Origin of the sequence: Streptomyces sp. NPDC102406 (assembly GCF_044765725.1) — a bacterium.
In the GTDB taxonomy this organism is placed as follows: Bacteria; Actinomycetota; Actinomycetes; order Streptomycetales; family Streptomycetaceae; genus Streptomyces.
The window spans coordinates 126,925-144,638 of sequence record NZ_JBIWKP010000004.1 but is presented as its reverse complement, the minus strand read 5'-3'; the positions used below and the strand labels follow the sequence as shown (position 1 = coordinate 144,638).

Below are 17,714 nucleotides of genomic sequence, written 5' to 3'. Positions count from 1 at the left end.
GTGGACCTGAGACTCGACGAACTCTCCGTGGTGACGGACGGCAGGAGCCTCGTGCGCCGACTGTCCCTTGAGGTGCCGGACCGACACGTCGTGGGGCTCGTGGGCCCCAACGGAAGCGGCAAGTCCACCGCGTTGCGATGCGTGTACCGGGCGCTGCGTCCCCACTCCGGAACCGTCTGGGTGGGGGAGCGGGACCTGACGCGGCTCCCGGTGCGCCACAGTGCCCGCACCATCGCGGCCATGGTCCAGGACGGCGGCGTCGACTTCGACTTCACGGTCGAGGAGGTCGTCGCGCTCGGACGCGCGCCGCATCTGCGCGGCAACCAGGCCCTCAGCGGCCGGGAACGCGAGTTGTGCGAGCGGGCGATGGACCAGCTCGACATCGCCCACCTCGCGCACCGGGGCGTCATGACGCTGTCGGGCGGGGAGCGCCAGCGCGTCCTGCTGGCCCGCGCGCTCGCGCAGGAACCGGAGATCCTCGTCCTGGACGAGCCGACCAATCACCTCGACGTCCGCCACCAGGTCGACCTGCTCTCGCTCCTGCGCGGGTCCGGGCTCACCGTCCTCGTCGTCCTGCACGACCTCAACCTCGCGGCGGCGGCCTGCGATCGGCTCGGCGTGCTCAGCCGGGGCCGCCTGGTCGCCTCCGGCGCGCCCGCGGAAGTGCTCACGACACAACTCGTCGGTGACGTCTTCGGCGTCGACGTCAGCGTCGTCCCCCACCCGCTGACGGGCGACCCCCAGCTCCTGTACTCGCTCGACCCCACCCGTTGAAAGGCTGCTCACGCATGCGCACCACCCGAATGCCCACCACGGTCCGCCGACCCGTCGCTCTCAGCTCCGCCCTGGCGGCGGTCCTGGTGCTCAGTGGATGCGGTGCCGACGTCGCGTCGGACGCCAAGAAGTCCGCCGAGGTCACCGTCAAGCGCTGCGGTGAACCGGTGGAGTACACCGTGCCCGAGCGGGCCGTCGCCTACGAAGGCGGTAGCGCGGACAAGCTGTTCGCCCTCGGTCTGACCGAGCACGTGCACGGCTATGTGATGCCTCCCGCGAACCCGCCGGTGAGCGAGTCACCCTGGGCGTCCGAGTACGCGAAGGTGAAGATGCTCAGCGACGACCTCCTCAACAAGGAGATCGTGGTCGAGGCCAAGGCCGACTTCGTCGTCGCCGGCTGGAACTCCGGCTTCAAGGACGAGCGGGGCATCACACCCGAGATCCTGGACAAGCTCGGCATCCAGAGCTTCATGCACACGGAGAGCTGCTTCAACTACCCCGGCCACCCCGAGAAGATGAGCCCCTTCGAGGCCCTGTACACCGACTTCGAACGGCTGGGCAAGATCTTCCGGGTCGAGAGGAAGGCCACGGACGTCGTCGACGGGTTGAAGAAGCGTGTGAAGAAGGTCGAGGCCCAGGCCCCGGCGGGTGAACCGGTGCCCGTCTTCCTCTACGACTCCGGCACCGACCAGCCGTTCACCGCGGGCAACCAGGTGCCCCCCAACGACATCATCAGGACGGCGGGCGGCAAGAACGTCTTCGACGAACTCGACGAGCGCTGGACCCAGGTCAACTGGGAGTCCGTGGCCGAGGCCGAGCCCGAAGTCATCATCGTCCTCGACTACGGCGATCTGCCCGCCGCGAAGAAGATCGACTTCCTGAAGAAGTCGCCCCACACCAGAGAACTCCCGGCCGTGAAGAAGAACAACTTCTTCGTCCTCGACTACAACGAGGGCATCAGCGGCCCCCGCGACATCGACGGCCTGGAGAAGTTCGCCACCTACCTGCGCGAGCTCAAGGGCTGAGTCCCCGCACACCCACGGCCTGCCCGACAGGCGCGAACGCCCGTCGGCCGGACCGCACTTCGGTGTGCCCGCCACCCCGTCTTACGACAAGGAAAGGACCCCATGGACACGAGCCGTGACGCGATCGGCCAGGCTCTTCTGGAACGATTGCCCCCACCTCTGCCCGCCGACCGGATCATCGCCCTCAACCAGCCCAAGGCGAACCTGCACACCACTCGTTCCTACGAGTGGAACGGCTGGACGTTCGACGTGCCACCGGGCGTCTTCATACCCGGCTGGACCAGCCGCCTCATCCACGAGCGGGTACTCGACGGACGGATCGAGACCCGGGGCCTCCGCTATGCCGCCATGGGCGTCGGCCTGGGCGTCGAAGCCGTCGCGGCGGGCGTCCGGGGCGCCCGGGAGATCCACGCGCTGGACGTCCACTCGGCAAGCGTGGCCGCCACCACCGGTCACTACCGTCGGCTGGTCGGCGAACGCCCGGACACCGCGTTCCTCCCCGCGGTGAGCGACGTCTTCGACGCTCTCCCGCAGGGCGTCCAGTTGGATGTCGTCACCTTCAACCCTCCCGCCGTCAGCCAGACCGTCAGCGACGACCCCGACGTCGTACGCAACGTCTGCGTGGGCGCTCCACTGCTGGCCAGGTTCTTCGCCCAGATCGCGGAGAAGGACCTGCTGGCCCCCGGCGGCGAGATCTACGTCATCGCCTCCAACACCGCCGATCTGCGGGCCCTGGTGCGGCACGCCCTGGACCACGGACTCAGCCCCCGCATCGACCATCTCCACGACTGGCAGGACGGCGTGCTGACCTTCCTCTTCCGTATCACCCACGACACGCCCCGCACCGGAGAGCAGCGATGAAGAACACCGACGAACTCCTCACCGCCGTCCTCACGGGCGAGCACGGCCCCCACCCCGCCGGCCTCGTCGCCACCAGCGTCTTCTGGGTGCACCACGGCACCCGGCTGGCCGGCGGCGACACCACCTACCTCAACCAGTACCTCCTCGTCCGCCTGGGCGACTCCTTCGGCGGCTGCGCCTTCGAGGCGGGCGAGGTCGACGCCTCCCTGTGCCGCGATGCCTCCGGCAGCCCCGTCGACACGCTGCTGCGCGAAGGACCGAGGCCGCTGCGGATCGCCGCACTCGACGCGTACCTCAGCTCGGTCCGCCCGCACCGGGAGGCGACCGAGGCGGAACCGGTCACCCTGCCCGCCGGCACACCCGAGACCCGGGCACTGGCCAGGGACGCGGCCATCGCCGGGCTCCTGGACATCGATGCCGGGGCCAAGGTCGCCCTGATCGGGGTGGTCAACCCGCTCGTCGCGGCCATCCGCGAGCGCGGCGGTGATCCCCTGCTGTGCGACTTCAACCTGCGCACCACCCAGTGGGGCGACCCGGTCACCGACGACATGCACGAGGTCCTCGACACCGCCGACGCCGTCGTGGCCACCGGCATGACCCTCAGCAACGGCAGCTTCGACACCGTACTGGCTCGCTGCCGCGAGCGCGGTGTGCCTCTGGTGGTCTACGCCCAGACCGGCAGCGCCGTGGCGCGTGCCTTCCTCGGCCGGGGTGTGACCGCCCTGTCCGCGGAACCCTTCCCCTTCTCCCAGTTCAGCGCCGAACCCACCACCCTGTACCGCTACCGGGTGGCGGTCGGCGCATGACGTCCGCTCCGCGCCCGCAGGCAGCCGCCGGCCCCGGCACGGAGGGCACCGGACGCGCCGCCCGCCACCACGGCGAGATCCTGCAAGGCGTCTTTCTCGATCAACGCCGTCGCCCCGTCCACGCGCTGGTCACGCTGCCGATGCGGGGACCGGGCAGCGCCGCCCGGTTCGCGCGTCGGCCCGGCAGCTCACCGGACGAGGTGACGGTGACGCCCGCCGGCCGGACCAAGGCGCGGGCGGCGGCCGTCCTCGCGGTACGGGAGTGCGCCGCACGCCGCGACGCGGAACCCTGCGGCGGGGAACTGACGCTGAGCGGCGACCTCCCCGTCGGCCTCGGCATGGGCTCCTCCACCAGCGACGTCATCGCCACGGTACGGGCGGTCGCCGACTCCTGGGACGTACCGCTGCCGCCGGAGACCATCGCCCGGATCGCGGTGCGCGCCGAAGGCGCGAGCGACCCCCTGATGCACGGTTCGCGCGCCCTGCTCTTCGCGCAGCGCGAGGGCCGGGTCCTCGAAGTGCTGGGCTCCACGCTGCCGCCGACCGTGGTGGTCGGGTGCGCGCTCGCCGCGGGAGCACCGGTCGACACCCTCTCTCTCCCCGCCCTCCGCCACGACGAGGACCTCGCCGCCTACGGACACCTGCGCCGCATGCTCCGCCGCGCGGTGGCCACCGCCGACACCGCCCTGCTCGGCCGGGTCAGCACCGCCAGCGCCCGCCTGCGCCAACGGGTGCTGCCCCACGCCGAGTTCCCGACCCTCACGGAGATCGCCGCGAGCACGGGCGCCGTCGGCGTGCAGATCGCCCACAGCGGCAACGTCGCCGGCATCCTCTTCGACCCCCGCGCTCCCGGTCTGCGTCACGGAGTGCGCCGCTGCACCCGCGCCCTGGACCGCGAGGGCATCACACCGACCCTGACCTTCACCACCTTCACGTCGTCCCCCACCAGCGAGGAGTTCCCGTGGACGAACACATCTCGGAAGCCATCGGCCGCCCGGACCTGATACGCCTCGACGACGGCCTGCTCTGCCTGCGCTTCGAGACCATGAAAGTCGTCTCAGCCCTGGCCGCCGTACGCCACCTGCTCGACACCGGAGCCGTACGCCGCGGCGACACCCTCATCGACAGCTCCAGCGGCATCTACGCCTACGCGCTCGCCCTGGCCTGCCACCGCTACGGCATGCGCTGTCACATCGTCGGCTCCACCACCGTCGATCACACCCTGCGCACCCAACTCGACATACTCGGCGCACACCTGGAGCAGATGCCGCCCAGCAGCAGCCTCAAACTCGACCAGAGCCGACGCGTCGCCCGCGTCCGCGACATCCTGCGCGCACACCCGGACTACCACTGGATGCGCCAGTACCACGACGACATCCACTACCTCGGCTACGAGACCGTCGCCGAGCGGATACACGACCTGACCGGCGGCAGCCCCCTCACTGTCGTCGGAGGAGTGGGCTCCGGGGCCTCCACCGGCGCCCTCACCCACTACCTGAGGAAACGCTCCGTCGACGTGCGACTCGTGGGCGTCCAGCCGTACGGGAGTGTCACCTTCGGCAGCGAGCACGTCGCCGACCCGGACATCATCATCGCCGGTATCGGCAGCTCCATCCCGTTCGGAAACGTCCGCCACGACCTCTACGACATCCTGCACTGGCTCTCCTTCGACGCCGCACTCGCCGGCAGCGTCGACCTGCTGCGCCGGCACGCCGTGTTCGCGGGCCTGTCCACCGGAGCCGCCTATCTCACCGCCCGGTGGGAGCGCCACGAAGAGCCGCGCCGGACCACCCTGTTCATCGCCGCCGACACCGGCCACCGCTATGCCGACACCGTGTTCGCCCGGCATCCGGAGGCCGCCCGGATCGAGGATCTGGCCCCTCGCACGGTGAGCGGCACGGACGAACTCTGCCTCCCCTGGTCCCGGATGAGCTGGGACGGATCGCCCGCGCCCGAGGTAGCGACCCTCGGGTAGGCCGCGTCCGCTTCGGTCCCCGCCATGGACGGCCGTCCCGCCGTGCAGCAGACCCTCCTCGACCGGGGCGAGGGACGCGATGCAGGACGTTCTTCGCCCGCGCCGGATGTGACGTTCCTCTGACACTGCTTGACCTGCCCCGCACCTTTCTGTGCCCCGTCTGTAGCTGCGCGCGAGAGTTGTCGCCGGGCGGTGTTGCGGTGCTGGACCGTGGACCGGGAGGCTGGGAGCGGGGCCGGTGCTGGGCCGGTTCCCGTCAGTCCGTGACGCCTTGTGACGGGGATCGCGTCCGGTTGCGGTCCGGGGGAGGAGCCCTGTGACCGTGGTGTCGTTCAGCACGGCGGGGGCCCAGCGCACCGCCCTCGAACTGGTGCGGCAGCAGTTGAAGGACGTCGGCATCGAGCTGACCGTCCGGCAACTCCAGGAAGGAGTCCCGCCATGACGGGTCCCGTACCCATGCCCAACAACCCCCAACTCGGCGCGTGCGACGCCGCGTTGGTGACCCGTGCGACCGACGCGCGCGAGGTGCTGTCCGACCACCGCCACGAGGCCGGCTTCGCCTTCGACCGCACCGGCCCCCGCACCGTGATGAACCAGCCGGGCATCCTCCTCAACTACGACGGGGAGGAGCACGCCCGCTACCGGCGGATGCTCACCGGGGCGTTCACCGTCAAGCGGGTGCGGGCGCTCGCGCCCGCCATCTCGCGGATCGTCGAGAACCAGCTCGACACCCTGGAACAGGCCGGTCCCGGCGCCGACCTGATCGAGACGTTCGCCGGACCGGTCCCGCTGCTCGTCATCTGCGAACTGCTCGGGGCCCCGCCGCAGGACCGTGACGGCATCCAGCGCCGAAGTGCCACCGGCACCGATGTCGCCAACACCCTGGACGACCAGTTGGAGAACTTCGCGGCGATGGCCGCGTACATGGGCGACCTGGTCCGCCGGCAGCGGGAGCGGCCCGGTGACGACATCCTCGGCGACCTGATCCGCAGGCACGGCGACGTCCTCAGCGACGACGAGCTGATCGGCATGGGCAACAGCATCCTTGTCGCGGGCCACGAGACCGTGACGAGCATGATCGGCATGAGCGCTCTCGCGCTGCTGCGCGACCCCGAGCAGCTCGCGATCGTGCGCGACGACGAGGCGGCGGCGCCGGACGCCGTCGAGGAGTTGCTGCGGCTGCTGTCCGTGGCACCGCCCCTGGTGCGCCAGGCCGGCACCGACCTGGAGCTCGGCGGGCAGACCGTGAAGGAGGGGGAGCGGGTCGTCCTGTCGACGCTCGCCGCCAACCACGACACCGCCCTGGTGCCCGACGACCCCGACCGGCTCGACGTCCGGCGCAGGCCCGTGGCGCATCTTGCCTTCGGCTACGGCGCCCACCAGTGCATCGGCCAGCAACTCGCGCGCCTGGAGCTGCGGATCGCGGTGCCCGCCCTGCTGCGGCGCCTGCCCGGGCTGCGCCTCGACGTCGACCTCGACGCCGTCGACTACCGGCAGGACGCCTTGGTGTTCGGCGTGACCAAGCTGCCGGTGGCCTGGTAGCGACACCCGGCCGCACGACAGCGGGTGGGCCCACCGACGTTCCGGTGGGCCCACCCGTTCTGTTCGGCCGCTTCAGGCCCCCACACACTCCTGCGCGCCGCCCGTGTCCCGTACGCCCGCGCCCCGTACGTCCGTGTCGCGTGTCCGGTGCAGGATCGCGTGCACCGTCGACACGGCGGGCACGGGCGAGACGCCTTGCCGCACCAGCTCGTTGCGGATGCGGCGGGCGCCCCACGCGGGCCGTGCGTCGCGGATGCGCAGGATGAGCTCCTCCGTCGAACGCGGCGTGCGCAGCGGGGAGTTCAGCGGCCGGCGCGACCGAGGGGCGAGACCGTCCGGGCCCAGGGCGCGGAACCGGTCGCGGTAGACGTAGAAGGTCTTGCGGGAGATTCCGTTGCGCCGACAGACCTCCGCGACGGACAGCCGGTCGCGTTCCGGGGCGAGGAGGATGTCGATCCTCCGCTCGGACATGGGGCATCACCTTCCATGACGGGCTGTCCTGGCACGCCGCCGGTCACCTGGCGGGTTGTTCGCCGCCGACCTGGGCGGTGGCCGGGGGAGCCTCGGCGTCGTCCGGTCCGGCGGTCGGTGTCGCGGGCGGGGGAGCGGCCTTCCCCGGAATGAAGAAGGTCGCGACGATCATGACGACCAGCGCCGCGACGACGACCACGTACGCGTCCTGGAACCCGTCGACGGGATGGTCGGGGCCGGCGTTCTGCATGAGCAGGGCCACCAGGGCGATGCCCAGCGAGGCGCCGAGCTGGTTGAGCATGTAGAGCACGGAACTGCCCTGCGGGACCAGTGCGGGCGGCAGCGTCCGGTACACGGAGCCGATGACGGGCGCCCCGGCCGATCCCGTGCCGATGCCGAGCGTGAACGCGGCGAGCAGCGGCCAGAACTGACCGGTCCCGGCATCGAACCGGGAGAACGCCAGGGAGCTGAGGAGCGCGATCACGGCACCCGTCAGCGCGAGGTTGCGCGAACCCCAGCGGTCGGACAGCCGGCCCGCGAGCGGCATGACAAGCGCGGATCCGACGCCGAACGGGGCGAGCCTGAGCCCGGCCTCGAACACGCCGGTGCCGCGCACCTGCTGGTAGTAGAGCGGGATCACGAAGATGCTCGCGAACGTGGCGATGCCGAGGATGGCCGCGGCGACGACGCTGGCGGTGAAGCTGCCGCGCCGGAACAGCCGCAGGTCGATCAGCGGCGGCGTCTCGCGCCCGCGCAGCGCGTGCACCGCGTAACCGGCGAGCAGGACCACGGAGGCGGCCAGCGGAAGCAGTACCTGCCAGGTGGTGAAGGTGCCGCGCAGCGCGACCTCCGACAGCGCGAGCACCCCGACGGCGACGCCCGGGCCGATGAGCGCCACACCGACCACGTCGAGTTTGCCGACCGTCGCCTGAGCGCCGGGGGAGTCGGCGGGCAGGGTGCGGCGGGCGAGGACGAACGCGACGACCACGATCGGCACGTTCACGAAGAACATCCAGCGCCAGTCGAGGCCCTGGAGGATGACGCCGCCGATGATCGGGCCGAGCACCGGCCCGGTGGAGCTGACGATGCCCATGACGCCCATCACCCGGCCGATCCGGGCCGGTCCCGCGGCGCGTGCCAGCAGCGTGAGCATCAGCGGATCGAGGAGCCCGGCGCCGAAGCCCTGGAGGACACGGAAGGCGATGAGGCTGCCGATGTCCCAGGCGAGTCCTGAGGCGACGGAGCCGACCATGAACAGCACCAGGCCGGACAGCCACAGCTTCTTGCCGCCGACCTTGTCGACGGCCCAGGCGGTGACGGGGATCGTGACGGTCAGGGCCAGCAGATAGCCGGTGGAGACCCAGCCGGTCGCACTGATCGAGGCGTCGAACTCGGTGGACAGAGTGTCCACCGCGACAGCGGTCATGGAGCTGTCGAGGATGCCCATGATCCCGCCGACGAGGATCACACCGATCGTCCGGCGTAAGGCCGAATCCAGCTTGTCTTCCGATGGGTTGGTCATGGTCCTCTCCCGGTGTCCACTGACGTTAGCGACTTCGAATTGAACCAGCAAGTTCAATCTAGCAACCCCATGAGTAACGCAACAGACGGGTCAGAAAAGCTGAATCCCCCGGTTCACCCGGAGAGGGCGGCGGTTACCCTGGGGGCATGGCATCAGCACCGGCACCAGCAGCGAAGACGCCCCCGCGCGGGCGCATCGACAAGCGGAACGCGATCCTCGGTGCGGCGTTCGACGTCTTCGCCGCGCACGGCTACGCACAGGCCCTGGTGCAGGAGATCGCGGAGCAGGCCGGCGTCGCCAAGCCGACGGTCTACAACCACTTCACGGACAAGGAGACGCTGTTCCGTGCCAGCCTCACGGCGCAGGCGGAGGCCGTCATGGGGAAGAACATCGAGGTGCTCGACCGGCTGCGCTCACCGGGCGAGGATCTGCCCGCGGCGCTGCGCGAGGTCGCGCTGCGCCTGGCCCGCTCCTGTTGCGACAAGCGCTCCCGCTCGCTGCGCTGGCTGACCTATGCCCAGGTCGCCCGGTTCCCGGACCTCATCGAGATCGTCCAGGGCTGTACCTCGGTGCGGATCAGCGAGGCCCTCGCGGACCGTCTCGCCCGGCTCACCGTCTCGGGCCGACTGCGGCCCTGCGATCCCGCGCTCGCGGCAGAGCAGCTTCTCGCCCTGATCACCGGCCCGCTGGAGGTCCGCTCGCGGCTCGGCACCCGCAGGATCGGCCCCACGGAACTACGGGAACTGGCCGACGCCGCGGTCGACACGTTCCTGCACGCCTACGGGACCGAAGCCCCCGCGGCGGGCTGACCGGCCCGCCGCGACAGCGACCCCGGGCAGGTCCTCACGCCGGCACCTTCTTGAGGACCACCTCCGTCACCTCGTCCAGGCGCCGCGCCGCCGCCGCGTCGAAGTCCCCCGTACGCACGTCGAGTTCACGCCCCTCGACGAACGCGCTGAGCGGCTGCCGCGGCGGACGGTCGACGACCGCGGCGATCGGCTCCAGGGCCTGCGCGAGCGGCTTCGCGGTGCGCTGCATCTCCTCGATGTGCCGACGCGTCGCCTCGTCGTACTGGCCGGAGAGGCTGGTCACGGTCGCGCCCGGGTGTACGAGCACGTAGCGCAGCCCGGCGTCGGCGTACCGCTCGGCGGACACCACCCCGAGCAGATCGTTGAGCTTGCCCGCCTGCCCCAGCGCCGCGCCGCCGTGATACCCGTCCCGGAACTCCAGGTCGTCCCAGCGGATCACGTCCAGACCGGCGCCCGGCCCGGCCACATTGACGACGACGGGGTGCGCCGACCTGCCCAGCGCGTCGGCCAGCCCGTGGCCGAGCAGATACCGGCTCAGGTAGAAGTGCGCGAATGTCTCCTCGACGCCCTCCGCCGTCTCCGCCCGGTCGGAACGGTAGTGGCGGGCGCAGAACACGAGCGTGTCGATGACGGGGAAGGCGCCGCGCAGTTCGTCGAGCACCCGCCGGTTCTCCGCGACGAGCCCGAGGTCGGCGCGGAGTAATCGCGCACGGTCCGCGGCGCCGATCTCGCGGGCGTGGGCGAGGAACGCCTCCCCCTTCTCCCGCGCCCGCCCGATGATGACGACGGTGTCGCCGAGCCCGAGCCGCCGCTCGGCGAGAGCCCGCCCGATCCCGTCCGTACCACCGGTGACGACGAGGATCCCGGGCCCCCGTGCGGCCGTCTGCTGCGCGGCGTAGGTCGGCTGACTCATGGCTCTCCCTGGGCGACGGACGTCAACTGGGGTGAAGGTAACCGGAGGTGCCGGACCGGGAACGGCGTTCGTGCCCCGCGTCATACGCCGTTCACGCGGGCGCATCACCGCCGCGGTGAGCGGTGATCACGAAGGCGCTTTCCGGCCGTTTGCCGAACCGGGGTCAATCGGCCAGACGGCGCCGAACGGACCCCGGGCGCCGCCTGGTCACGCACTCCCCGCCCTCCGCTTCCGCTACTTCTCGCCACTGATTCAGCACTCAAAGTTACCGAAACGCGTGGCCCGGATTGGGTGTTTCCGGGGTCGACTCAGCAGACTCGCGCCTGCCGAACCCGGCACTCCCACCGAAGCGGAAGGATGCACACCATGCCGATCACCGCGCGCCTGGCCACAGCGGTCCCCCTGGCGGCCATCGCCCTGTTCGGACCGCTCAGCGGTACCGCGCTCCCGGCCACCGTCCCGTCCACGGCCTCCCTGTACGCCCCGTCCGCCCTCGTCCTGACGGTCGCTCACGGCGACTCGGCGGCGAGCGCGGCCCCCGACCGCGCTGTCACCCTGACCTGCGCCCCCAGGCCGTCGGGAACCCACCCGGACGCCGCCCGCGCCTGCGCCGAACTCGCCGCGGCGGGCGGCGACTTCGACCAGGTGACGATCGCGGAGGACACCGAGGGAACTGTCTGTACGCACAAGTACGACCCTGTCACCGTCACCGCTCAGGGCGTCTGGCGAGGCGAACGCGTCACCTATGAGCGCACGTTCGCCAACGAGTGCGTGAAGAACGCGGGATCCGGGGCCGTCTTCGAGTTCTGACCGCCCCCGACCCACGGTGGGCGCGGCCCCACACACGGCCGCGCCCACCTCGCCCGGTCCCGTCGGCGACCCCGCCGGGGCCGGGCTCTCTCAGTGCGCCGGGTTCGTGCGCAGGTGGGCGACGCCCGAGCGGACCGCCCATCCGAAGACCGCGAACGCCACGACGCCGACCACGAGCGAGTCGTACGGTGCCGGCAGACGCCCGGAGCCGCCGAACGTGCCGAGCCACGACAACAGCGTCAGCGCGGCCAGATGGAACACGAGCCAGGCGCCCTGGCGCAGTTCGTCGGAGGGGGAGACGCCTGTCGTGCCGCGTCGTTGCAGCAGGAACAGCGGGACGCCGACAAGGACGAGCGGCAGGGCGAGCCGCAGATCGTCCCAGCCCGACCAGTAGACGAACTCGCTCGCCACGGCGAAGCTGACCGGCGCGATCCAGCGCACCCCCGGCATGTGTCCCTCCGCGAGCGGCAGGCCACGCTCGCGGTCATGTGCCCGGAAGGACGCGACGGCCACCGCCGAGGCCGCGTAGATGAGCAGATACATGTCGCCCATCACGCTCACGATGTCCTGCCAGCCGCCGAACGGCAGCATGAACACGATGATGACCGCGAGGTTGAGCACCAGGGCGCGGCGGGCGATCCCGGAGCGGGGGTCGATGCGCATGAAGAAGCGGGGCAGCAGGCCGTTCTTCGCCAGGGCGTAGGTGTGGCGGGCGTCGATCGCGACCCCCACGTAGGCGGAGCCGCCGGGGGAGACCACCGCGTCGGCGTAGAGCAGGGTGGCCAGCCAGTGCAGGTTGAGGACGAGGGCGAGCTGGCCGAAGGGCGAGTCGAAGTTGACGCCCTGCCAGCCGTGCGCGAGCAGGGAGTCGGGCACGGTGTAGAGGAAGGCGAGTTGCAGCCCGAGGTAGACGAGGACCGCGAGGCCGATGCCGGTGAGGACGGCGGCGGGTACGTTGCGGCGCGGATTGCGGGCCTCGCCGGAGAAGTCCAGAGGGGCCTGGAACCCGTTCACGGAGTACACGATGCCGCCGCCCGCCAGCGCCGTGAGGCAGGCGGCGTACCCGTACGGGGCGAAGCCGCCGTGGTCCGTGAGGCGGCCCGCGTGGGTGCCGGACAGGAACAGGGCGACGACCGTCAGCACGGGGACGACGACCTTGAAGACCGACACCAGGTTGTTGACGCGCGCGAACAGCCGCACCGCGAACCAGTTCAGCACGGTGAGCAGCACGCTCAGCGCGGCGGCGACGCCCAGGCCCGACGCGGTGAGGCTGCCGCCGTCGTACAGGCCGGGCACGTAGTGGGCCGCGTACTGCATGATCGCGCTGATCTCGGCCGCGGTGCCGCCCACGGAGAGGAGGACGGACCAGCCGACGAGCGTGCCGACCAGCCGTCCGTTGGCGTACAGCGGCCAGCGCACCGTGCCGCCGCCCTCGGGCCTGGTGGCGCCGAGTTCGACCATGACCAGGGCCACCAGCGCGCAGAGCAGACCGGCCGCGATCCAGGACAGGAGAGCGGCGGGGCCCGCGGTCTGAGCGGCGTACAGGGCGGCGAACAGCCAGCCCGAGCCGAGGATGTTGGAGAAGCCGATCGCGGTCAGACCCCAGAACCCGAGGTCCTTGCGCAGCCGGTTCTCCTCGACACGGACATCCGGGGCGCCGGCGGTCTCCGCCGGTTGTTGCTGCGCCACGTGGCAAACCTCCTCGACGATCACGGACCCGAAGGGTCAGCGTGCCACGGGACACCTCAGGTATGCCGAAACACGGGCGTCCCGGCCCGTTCGGTGCCGGACCGCGCCTCTGACCTGCGTAATGCGGCGAAGTACGCTCTGTCTCGCACGCTCCCGTCACCCCGCGCGCGAAGCGCCCCCGGCTCCGAGAGGCCCGCCATGACCCAGCCCGCCGCCCCGCCCACCGTCGAACACCTCGACGCCCGGCACCGCTACGCGATCCAGGTCGGCGGCGCCACCGCGGGCTTCACCGCGTACCGCGACCGGGACGACCGGCGCGTCTTCTTCCACACCGAGATCGACGACGCCTACGCCGGACAGGGCCTTGCCTCGATCCTCGTGCGGGAGGCTTTGGACGACGTGCGCCGCACGGGCCGACGGATCGTGCCGGTCTGCCCCTACGTGGCGAAGTTCCTGAAGAAGCACGAGGAGTACGCCGACATCACCGACCCCGTGACCCCCGAGGTCCTGGAGTGGCTGGAGGGGCAGCTCAAGCACTGAGAGCCTGTCCTCGCACCCGTGGGCCGGTGTCAGTGCTCCTCGGGATCGGAGCGCTCGGCACCGTCGCCGAGGTCGAAGACGCTCTCCCGCAGCGCCTGGATCACCCCGTCGAGTTCGGCGACGCCCCGCATCAGCCTGGTGTGCGCGGGGCCTTCGCCGATCATCGCGGCCGTGCTGTGCAGATTCAGCCCGGCGTCGAAGATCCTGCGTACCACGCTCTCCCGGAGATCGGCGGCGATCCGGTCCCGCTCCCGGGCCAGGGAGAGTTCGCGCACCTCCGCCTGGAGCGCCGCGTTGGCGGCCGACGAGCCCCGCACCCGGGCCCGCAGCCCGTGCGCGGCCACCGCGATCAGCACGCTGAGGGCGCTCCACAGCACCACGCGCCTGCCGATCACACCGCCCGGCGCCCCCTGGACGGCCGACGACGCCGTCTGGACGGCCACCACCGTCACCACCACGCACGCCGACTCCCACGGCCGGTGGAACAGCACCGACCAGATCAGCGGCACCAGCAGCACGAGGCCCACACCGGAGGCCACGCCCGAGGCCAGGATCAGCTCCAGCACGGACCCGGCGTAGAGCAGCGGCACCAGGAGCGGGGTCCACGCGGGCATCCGCCACCACGGCAGAAGAAAGGCTCCTGCGCACGCGCACAGCAGTGCGACGCTCGACAGGTACATCGGCCAGGACTCCACGCCGCCGTCGGGCACCAGCACACTGACCGTGGCCACCACCGCGACCAGGCCGAACGGGACGGCCCGCGGGGCGAGGCCGGGCTGCCGGAACTGCCAGCCGACGGTGCCGCCGTCGGTGTCCGTCAGCGCGAGCCAGGGATCGGCCGGTGACTGCACAGCACACCCCCGTCGGTCCTGCCCGCACAAAAACCTCACCGGAGGGGATGTGCGACCGTACGCATCATATCGACGCACACCAGGGGCGCGCAGTGGACTTCGCCCCGAAAGTACGCGCCCGCGTGGGGCGTCGGGTGGGCGCGGGACGCGGGTGGCGTCAGGTGCGGGTGACGTTCGCGGTGAGCAGTCGGAGCAGGTGTTTCGCGGTGGCGTCCTGCTCGGGCGTCAGCCCCATGGCCCCGCCGATGGCCAGGGGGACGGCGCGGGCCTTCTCCTGGAGCCGCGCACCGGCTTCGCTGAGGCTGACGGTCACGGAGCGTTCGTCGTCCGCGCGCCGCTGACGGTGGATCAGACCGCCCGCCTCCAGGCGCTTGAGCAGCGGCGAGAGTGTGCTGGACTCGAGTTGCAGTGCGGCGCCCAACTCCCGCACGGAGGCCGACCGTTGGTCCCACAGTACGAGCATGACCAGGTACTGCGGATAGGTCAGCTCCAGCTCGTCGAGCAGTGGGCGGTACCGCGCGGTGACCGACCGCGAGGCAGCGTACAGGGCGAAGCACAACTGGTCCTGGAGGAGCAGGGAGCCCTGATCTGCGGCGTGGTCCACGGCTGCGGTCCTAACGTCGAGGCGGTGGCGGCTCCATTCTAACAGTTCATGCGTCCACGATTGTATACGGCTCTATTAAGTTGTGCGCGACTTAATCGCGAGGTACCTTTCATGTCGTCCCCGACGGCCGGTCAGCCCGGTCGCCGACCTGACCATGAGGAGCGCCCCATGTCCGAGTCCGTCACACCCCCCGTACTGGAACCGGCCGCCGCCGCCTTCGTCGAGGCCACGGCCAACCCGCCCTACCTCTTCGATCTCGGCCCCGTCGAGGGCCGCAAGGCCGTCGACGAGGTGCAGTCCGGCGAGATCGACAAGCCGGAGATCGCCGAGGAGTGGATCACCGTGCAGGGCGGCCCCACCGGCTCGGTCCGGGTGCGCCTCGTCCGCCCCGTGGACGCCGACGCGACCCTGCCGGTGATCGTCTACGTGCACGGCGCGGGCTGGGTGTTCGGCAACGCGCACACGCACGACCGCCTGGTGCGCGAACTGGCCGTCGGGGCGCGGGCGGCCGTCGTCTTCCCCGAGTACGACCTCTCGCCCGAGGCCCGCTACCCGGTCGCCATCGAGCAGATCTACACCGTGGCGCAGTGGGTCGTCCGGGAGGGCGCGGACAACGGCCTGGACGCCACGCGGATCGCGGTGGCCGGTGACTCGGTCGGTGGCAACATGTCCGCCGCGCTGACCCTGATGGCCAAGGAGCGCGGCGATGTCCCCCTGGTGCAGCAGGTGCTGTTCTACCCCGTCACCGACGCGGCCTTCGACACCCCGTCCTACCACCAGTTCGCCGAGGGCTACTTCCTGCGCCGCGACGGCATGCAGTGGTTCTGGGACCAGTACACGACCGACGAGAAGCAGCGTGCCGAGATCACCGCATCACCCCTGCGCGCCACCGTCGAACAACTGCGGGACCTGCCCCCGGCGCTCGTCGTCACCGGCGAGGCCGACGTGCTGCGCGACGAGGGCGAGGCGTACGCGAACAAGCTCCGCCAGGCCGGTGTAGCCGTCACCGCCGTGCGCTACCAGGGCGTCATCCACGACTTCGTGATGCTCAACGCCCTGCGCGGGACGCACGCCGCCGAAGCCGCCATCCGCCAGGCCGTCGCCACCCTGCGTACGGCGCTCGGTACCGAGTAACCCCCGCCGCTCGCGGCCGACTCCGGCTGGTCTCAGGCCGCCTCGCCGTGTCGGCGGCCCGAGACCGGCGTTCGCCTGCGGTGCGTCCCGCCGTGTCCGTGGACCAGGCGCAGGTGGCGGACGCGGTGTCGGCCGGCGGACGGTCGCGCGGTGCCGGTCAGTCTGTCCTCGATACGGTCCATGCAGATCAGGAGCAGCCCCATGGCGGGCAGCAGGAGTAGAGCGACAGTCAGCATCGGCGGCGTCCTCCCCGCAGCGTCCCTGTCCGACTGCCCCAGGTACCCGTCCTCATCGATACGGCGATGTGAAGATGGTGCAACGTACCCGTTCACGACATATCCATTCCTGCGCCAACTCGCGTACGGCGGCGCGCCGTTGTCACCCCCCGAGCGACGTTTCGGCGCGGCCGACGCGGACATGGGGGAGTGCACACGGAGCCGATCCAAGACGCTTCCGGCACACGACCGCGGCACCGCCCGCGGTGGAGAGGATCAGACCGATGAACGACCCCGCGCCCCTGGAGCTCGTCGGCTACGCGGTCGAGGCGAGCGACGGCTCGGCCGGCACCGTCGACGCGCACTCCGAGGAGGTGGGCCCGCACCACCTCGTCGTCGACACGGGCGGGCCGCTGCTCAGCAAGAAGGTGGTGCTCCCTCGCTGGGTCATCGCACGCGTCGACGCGGCGAACCGGACCGTCCACGTCGCCCGCGACCGGGACCGCATCAAGGACGCCCCGCGCTTCGACAGAGACATGCGGGTCACCGACCCCGGATACCGCGCGCGGATCGACGACCACTACCGCGAGGAACTCGCGCACTGACCTGCGTACGACCCGCAGCTCGCCCCCGGACCCGGTGTCAACCACCCGGGCCTGGGCACGCGGTGGGGGCGGGCCGGACGGCCCGGCGGAGGTGCCGCCCGCGTCGTCCGGCCGCAGTATGAGCGTCAGGGAAACGGAGGCAGCATGAATATGGTCAAGATCGCCTACAAGCCGTTCGGCATCGGCCTCGGCATGGCGGCGGGCGCGGTGGCGGGCACCGTCTTCGATCAGGTCTGGAAGCGGCTCGGGCACGAGGAGGACGCCCCCGACGCCACCGACGAGCAGCGCCACTGGCGCGAGATCCTGCTGGCCGCCGCACTGCAAGGCGCCATCTTCGCCGTGGTACGGGCCGCCGTCGAGCGGGGCGGCGCACGCACCACCAAGCGGCTCACCGGCGTATGGCCCGACTGAGAACCGGCCCTCGCCCCCACGCCCGCGGCGATGTGCGGCCGTGATCAGGTCGTGCCTTACTGGGATGTGACCAGGGCGCCGCCCGCCGGATCATGATGTTGAGGCGCGGGGAGTCGGGGCACTCGGCGGGGGAACGACGGCGGAAGCAGACCGTCCA

The 17,714-nt window shown here is 71.2% G+C and carries 20 protein-coding genes; 13 read left to right on the top strand and 7 right to left on the bottom strand.

Features of this window, described 5'->3' with window-relative positions:
- From ACIRF8_RS18705 to ACIRF8_RS18675, 7 genes are all read left to right on the top strand, one after another.
- On the top strand, positions 1-774 hold the full coding sequence (locus ACIRF8_RS18705; RefSeq protein ID WP_404216191.1) for an ABC transporter ATP-binding protein: 774 nt from the start codon (positions 1-3) through the stop codon (positions 772-774).
- Positions 775-788: 14 nt separating this feature from the next.
- The gene (locus tag ACIRF8_RS18700; RefSeq protein ID WP_404216189.1) at positions 789-1,799 is read left to right on the top strand and encodes an ABC transporter substrate-binding protein; all 1,011 of its coding nucleotides are present in this window, start codon (positions 789-791) and stop codon (positions 1,797-1,799) included.
- A 102-nt stretch (positions 1,800-1,901) separates the two neighbouring features.
- Positions 1,902-2,660 carry a methyltransferase gene (locus ACIRF8_RS18695; protein WP_404216187.1) on the top strand — a complete coding sequence of 253 codons (759 nt, stop codon included), beginning with the start codon at positions 1,902-1,904 and terminating at the stop codon, positions 2,658-2,660.
- Positions 2,657-3,466: a Rossmann-like domain-containing protein gene (locus tag ACIRF8_RS18690; protein WP_404216185.1), complete on the top strand. Its 810-nt coding sequence runs from the start codon at positions 2,657-2,659 to the stop codon at positions 3,464-3,466. Before ACIRF8_RS18695 ends, ACIRF8_RS18690 begins: the two co-directional genes overlap by 4 nt.
- Positions 3,463-4,470: a GHMP kinase gene (locus ACIRF8_RS18685; RefSeq protein ID WP_404216183.1), complete on the top strand. Its 1,008-nt coding sequence runs from the start codon at positions 3,463-3,465 to the stop codon at positions 4,468-4,470. The genes ACIRF8_RS18690 and ACIRF8_RS18685 overlap by 4 nt, the downstream gene beginning before the upstream one ends.
- Entirely contained in the window at positions 4,428-5,441 is a 1,014-nt protein-coding gene (locus tag ACIRF8_RS18680; RefSeq protein ID WP_404216181.1) for a pyridoxal-phosphate dependent enzyme, read from the top strand. Before ACIRF8_RS18685 ends, ACIRF8_RS18680 begins: the two co-directional genes overlap by 43 nt.
- Positions 5,442-5,879: 438 nt before the next feature.
- Entirely contained in the window at positions 5,880-6,983 is a 1,104-nt protein-coding gene (locus ACIRF8_RS18675; protein ID WP_404216179.1) for a cytochrome P450, read from the top strand.
- A 72-nt stretch (positions 6,984-7,055) separates the two neighbouring features.
- On the opposite strand, the gene ACIRF8_RS18670 is transcribed toward ACIRF8_RS18675, so the two are convergent.
- Together ACIRF8_RS18670 and ACIRF8_RS18665 are read right to left on the bottom strand one after the other, a co-directional pair.
- Complete coding sequence (locus ACIRF8_RS18670; RefSeq protein ID WP_404216177.1) at positions 7,056-7,454, bottom strand: helix-turn-helix domain-containing protein; 399 nt, start codon at positions 7,452-7,454, stop codon at positions 7,056-7,058.
- A 43-nt stretch (positions 7,455-7,497) separates the two neighbouring features.
- Positions 7,498-8,976 (bottom strand): DHA2 family efflux MFS transporter permease subunit, encoded by a 1,479-nt coding sequence (locus tag ACIRF8_RS18665; protein WP_404216175.1) that lies wholly within the window; start codon positions 8,974-8,976, stop codon positions 7,498-7,500.
- A gap of 146 nt (positions 8,977-9,122) precedes the next feature.
- On the opposite strand from ACIRF8_RS18665, the gene ACIRF8_RS18660 reads away from it, so the two are divergent.
- Positions 9,123-9,785: a TetR/AcrR family transcriptional regulator gene (locus tag ACIRF8_RS18660; protein ID WP_404216173.1), complete on the top strand. Its 663-nt coding sequence runs from the start codon at positions 9,123-9,125 to the stop codon at positions 9,783-9,785.
- Positions 9,786-9,819: 34 nt separating this feature from the next.
- On the opposite strand, the gene ACIRF8_RS18655 is transcribed toward ACIRF8_RS18660, so the two are convergent.
- Positions 9,820-10,698: an SDR family NAD(P)-dependent oxidoreductase gene (locus tag ACIRF8_RS18655; protein ID WP_404216171.1), complete on the bottom strand. Its 879-nt coding sequence runs from the start codon at positions 10,696-10,698 to the stop codon at positions 9,820-9,822.
- Positions 10,699-11,064: 366 nt separating this feature from the next.
- On the opposite strand from ACIRF8_RS18655, the gene ACIRF8_RS18650 reads away from it, so the two are divergent.
- Complete coding sequence (locus ACIRF8_RS18650; RefSeq protein ID WP_404216169.1) at positions 11,065-11,508, top strand: subtilase-type protease inhibitor; 444 nt, start codon at positions 11,065-11,067, stop codon at positions 11,506-11,508.
- A 90-nt stretch (positions 11,509-11,598) separates the two neighbouring features.
- Here the strand turns inward: ACIRF8_RS18650 and ACIRF8_RS18645 are convergent, their stop codons facing one another.
- The gene (locus ACIRF8_RS18645) at positions 11,599-13,197 is read right to left on the bottom strand and encodes an APC family permease (protein ID WP_404216167.1); all 1,599 of its coding nucleotides are present in this window, start codon (positions 13,195-13,197) and stop codon (positions 11,599-11,601) included.
- 198 nt (positions 13,198-13,395) lie between these two features.
- Between ACIRF8_RS18645 and ACIRF8_RS18640 the strand changes: the two genes are divergently transcribed.
- Entirely contained in the window at positions 13,396-13,737 is a 342-nt protein-coding gene (locus tag ACIRF8_RS18640) for a GNAT family N-acetyltransferase (RefSeq protein ID WP_404216165.1), read from the top strand.
- Between the two features lie 29 nt (positions 13,738-13,766).
- Here the strand turns inward: ACIRF8_RS18640 and ACIRF8_RS18635 are convergent, their stop codons facing one another.
- Together ACIRF8_RS18635 and ACIRF8_RS18630 are read right to left on the bottom strand one after the other, a co-directional pair.
- The gene (locus ACIRF8_RS18635; protein WP_404216163.1) at positions 13,767-14,588 is read right to left on the bottom strand and encodes a hypothetical protein; all 822 of its coding nucleotides are present in this window, start codon (positions 14,586-14,588) and stop codon (positions 13,767-13,769) included.
- A 157-nt stretch (positions 14,589-14,745) separates the two neighbouring features.
- On the bottom strand, positions 14,746-15,192 hold the full coding sequence (locus tag ACIRF8_RS18630) for a MarR family winged helix-turn-helix transcriptional regulator (RefSeq protein ID WP_404216161.1): 447 nt from the start codon (positions 15,190-15,192) through the stop codon (positions 14,746-14,748).
- 168 nt (positions 15,193-15,360) lie between these two features.
- Here ACIRF8_RS18630 and ACIRF8_RS18625 point away from each other — a divergent pair, with 168 nt between their 5' ends.
- A complete protein-coding gene (locus ACIRF8_RS18625) occupies positions 15,361-16,326 on the top strand; it encodes an alpha/beta hydrolase (protein ID WP_404216159.1) in 966 nt (321 codons plus the stop codon).
- 32 nt (positions 16,327-16,358) lie between these two features.
- Here ACIRF8_RS18625 and ACIRF8_RS18620 read toward each other — a convergent pair whose 3' ends face one another.
- The gene (locus ACIRF8_RS18620; RefSeq protein ID WP_404216157.1) at positions 16,359-16,562 is read right to left on the bottom strand and encodes a hypothetical protein; all 204 of its coding nucleotides are present in this window, start codon (positions 16,560-16,562) and stop codon (positions 16,359-16,361) included.
- Positions 16,563-16,825: 263 nt separating this feature from the next.
- Here ACIRF8_RS18620 and ACIRF8_RS18615 point away from each other — a divergent pair, with 263 nt between their 5' ends.
- Together ACIRF8_RS18615 and ACIRF8_RS18610 are read left to right on the top strand one after the other, a co-directional pair.
- On the top strand, positions 16,826-17,146 hold the full coding sequence (locus ACIRF8_RS18615; protein WP_404216155.1) for a PRC-barrel domain containing protein: 321 nt from the start codon (positions 16,826-16,828) through the stop codon (positions 17,144-17,146).
- A 144-nt stretch (positions 17,147-17,290) separates the two neighbouring features.
- On the top strand, positions 17,291-17,557 hold the full coding sequence (locus tag ACIRF8_RS18610; protein ID WP_404216153.1) for a DUF4235 domain-containing protein: 267 nt from the start codon (positions 17,291-17,293) through the stop codon (positions 17,555-17,557).
- The last annotated feature ends 157 nt before the right edge of the window (positions 17,558-17,714 follow it).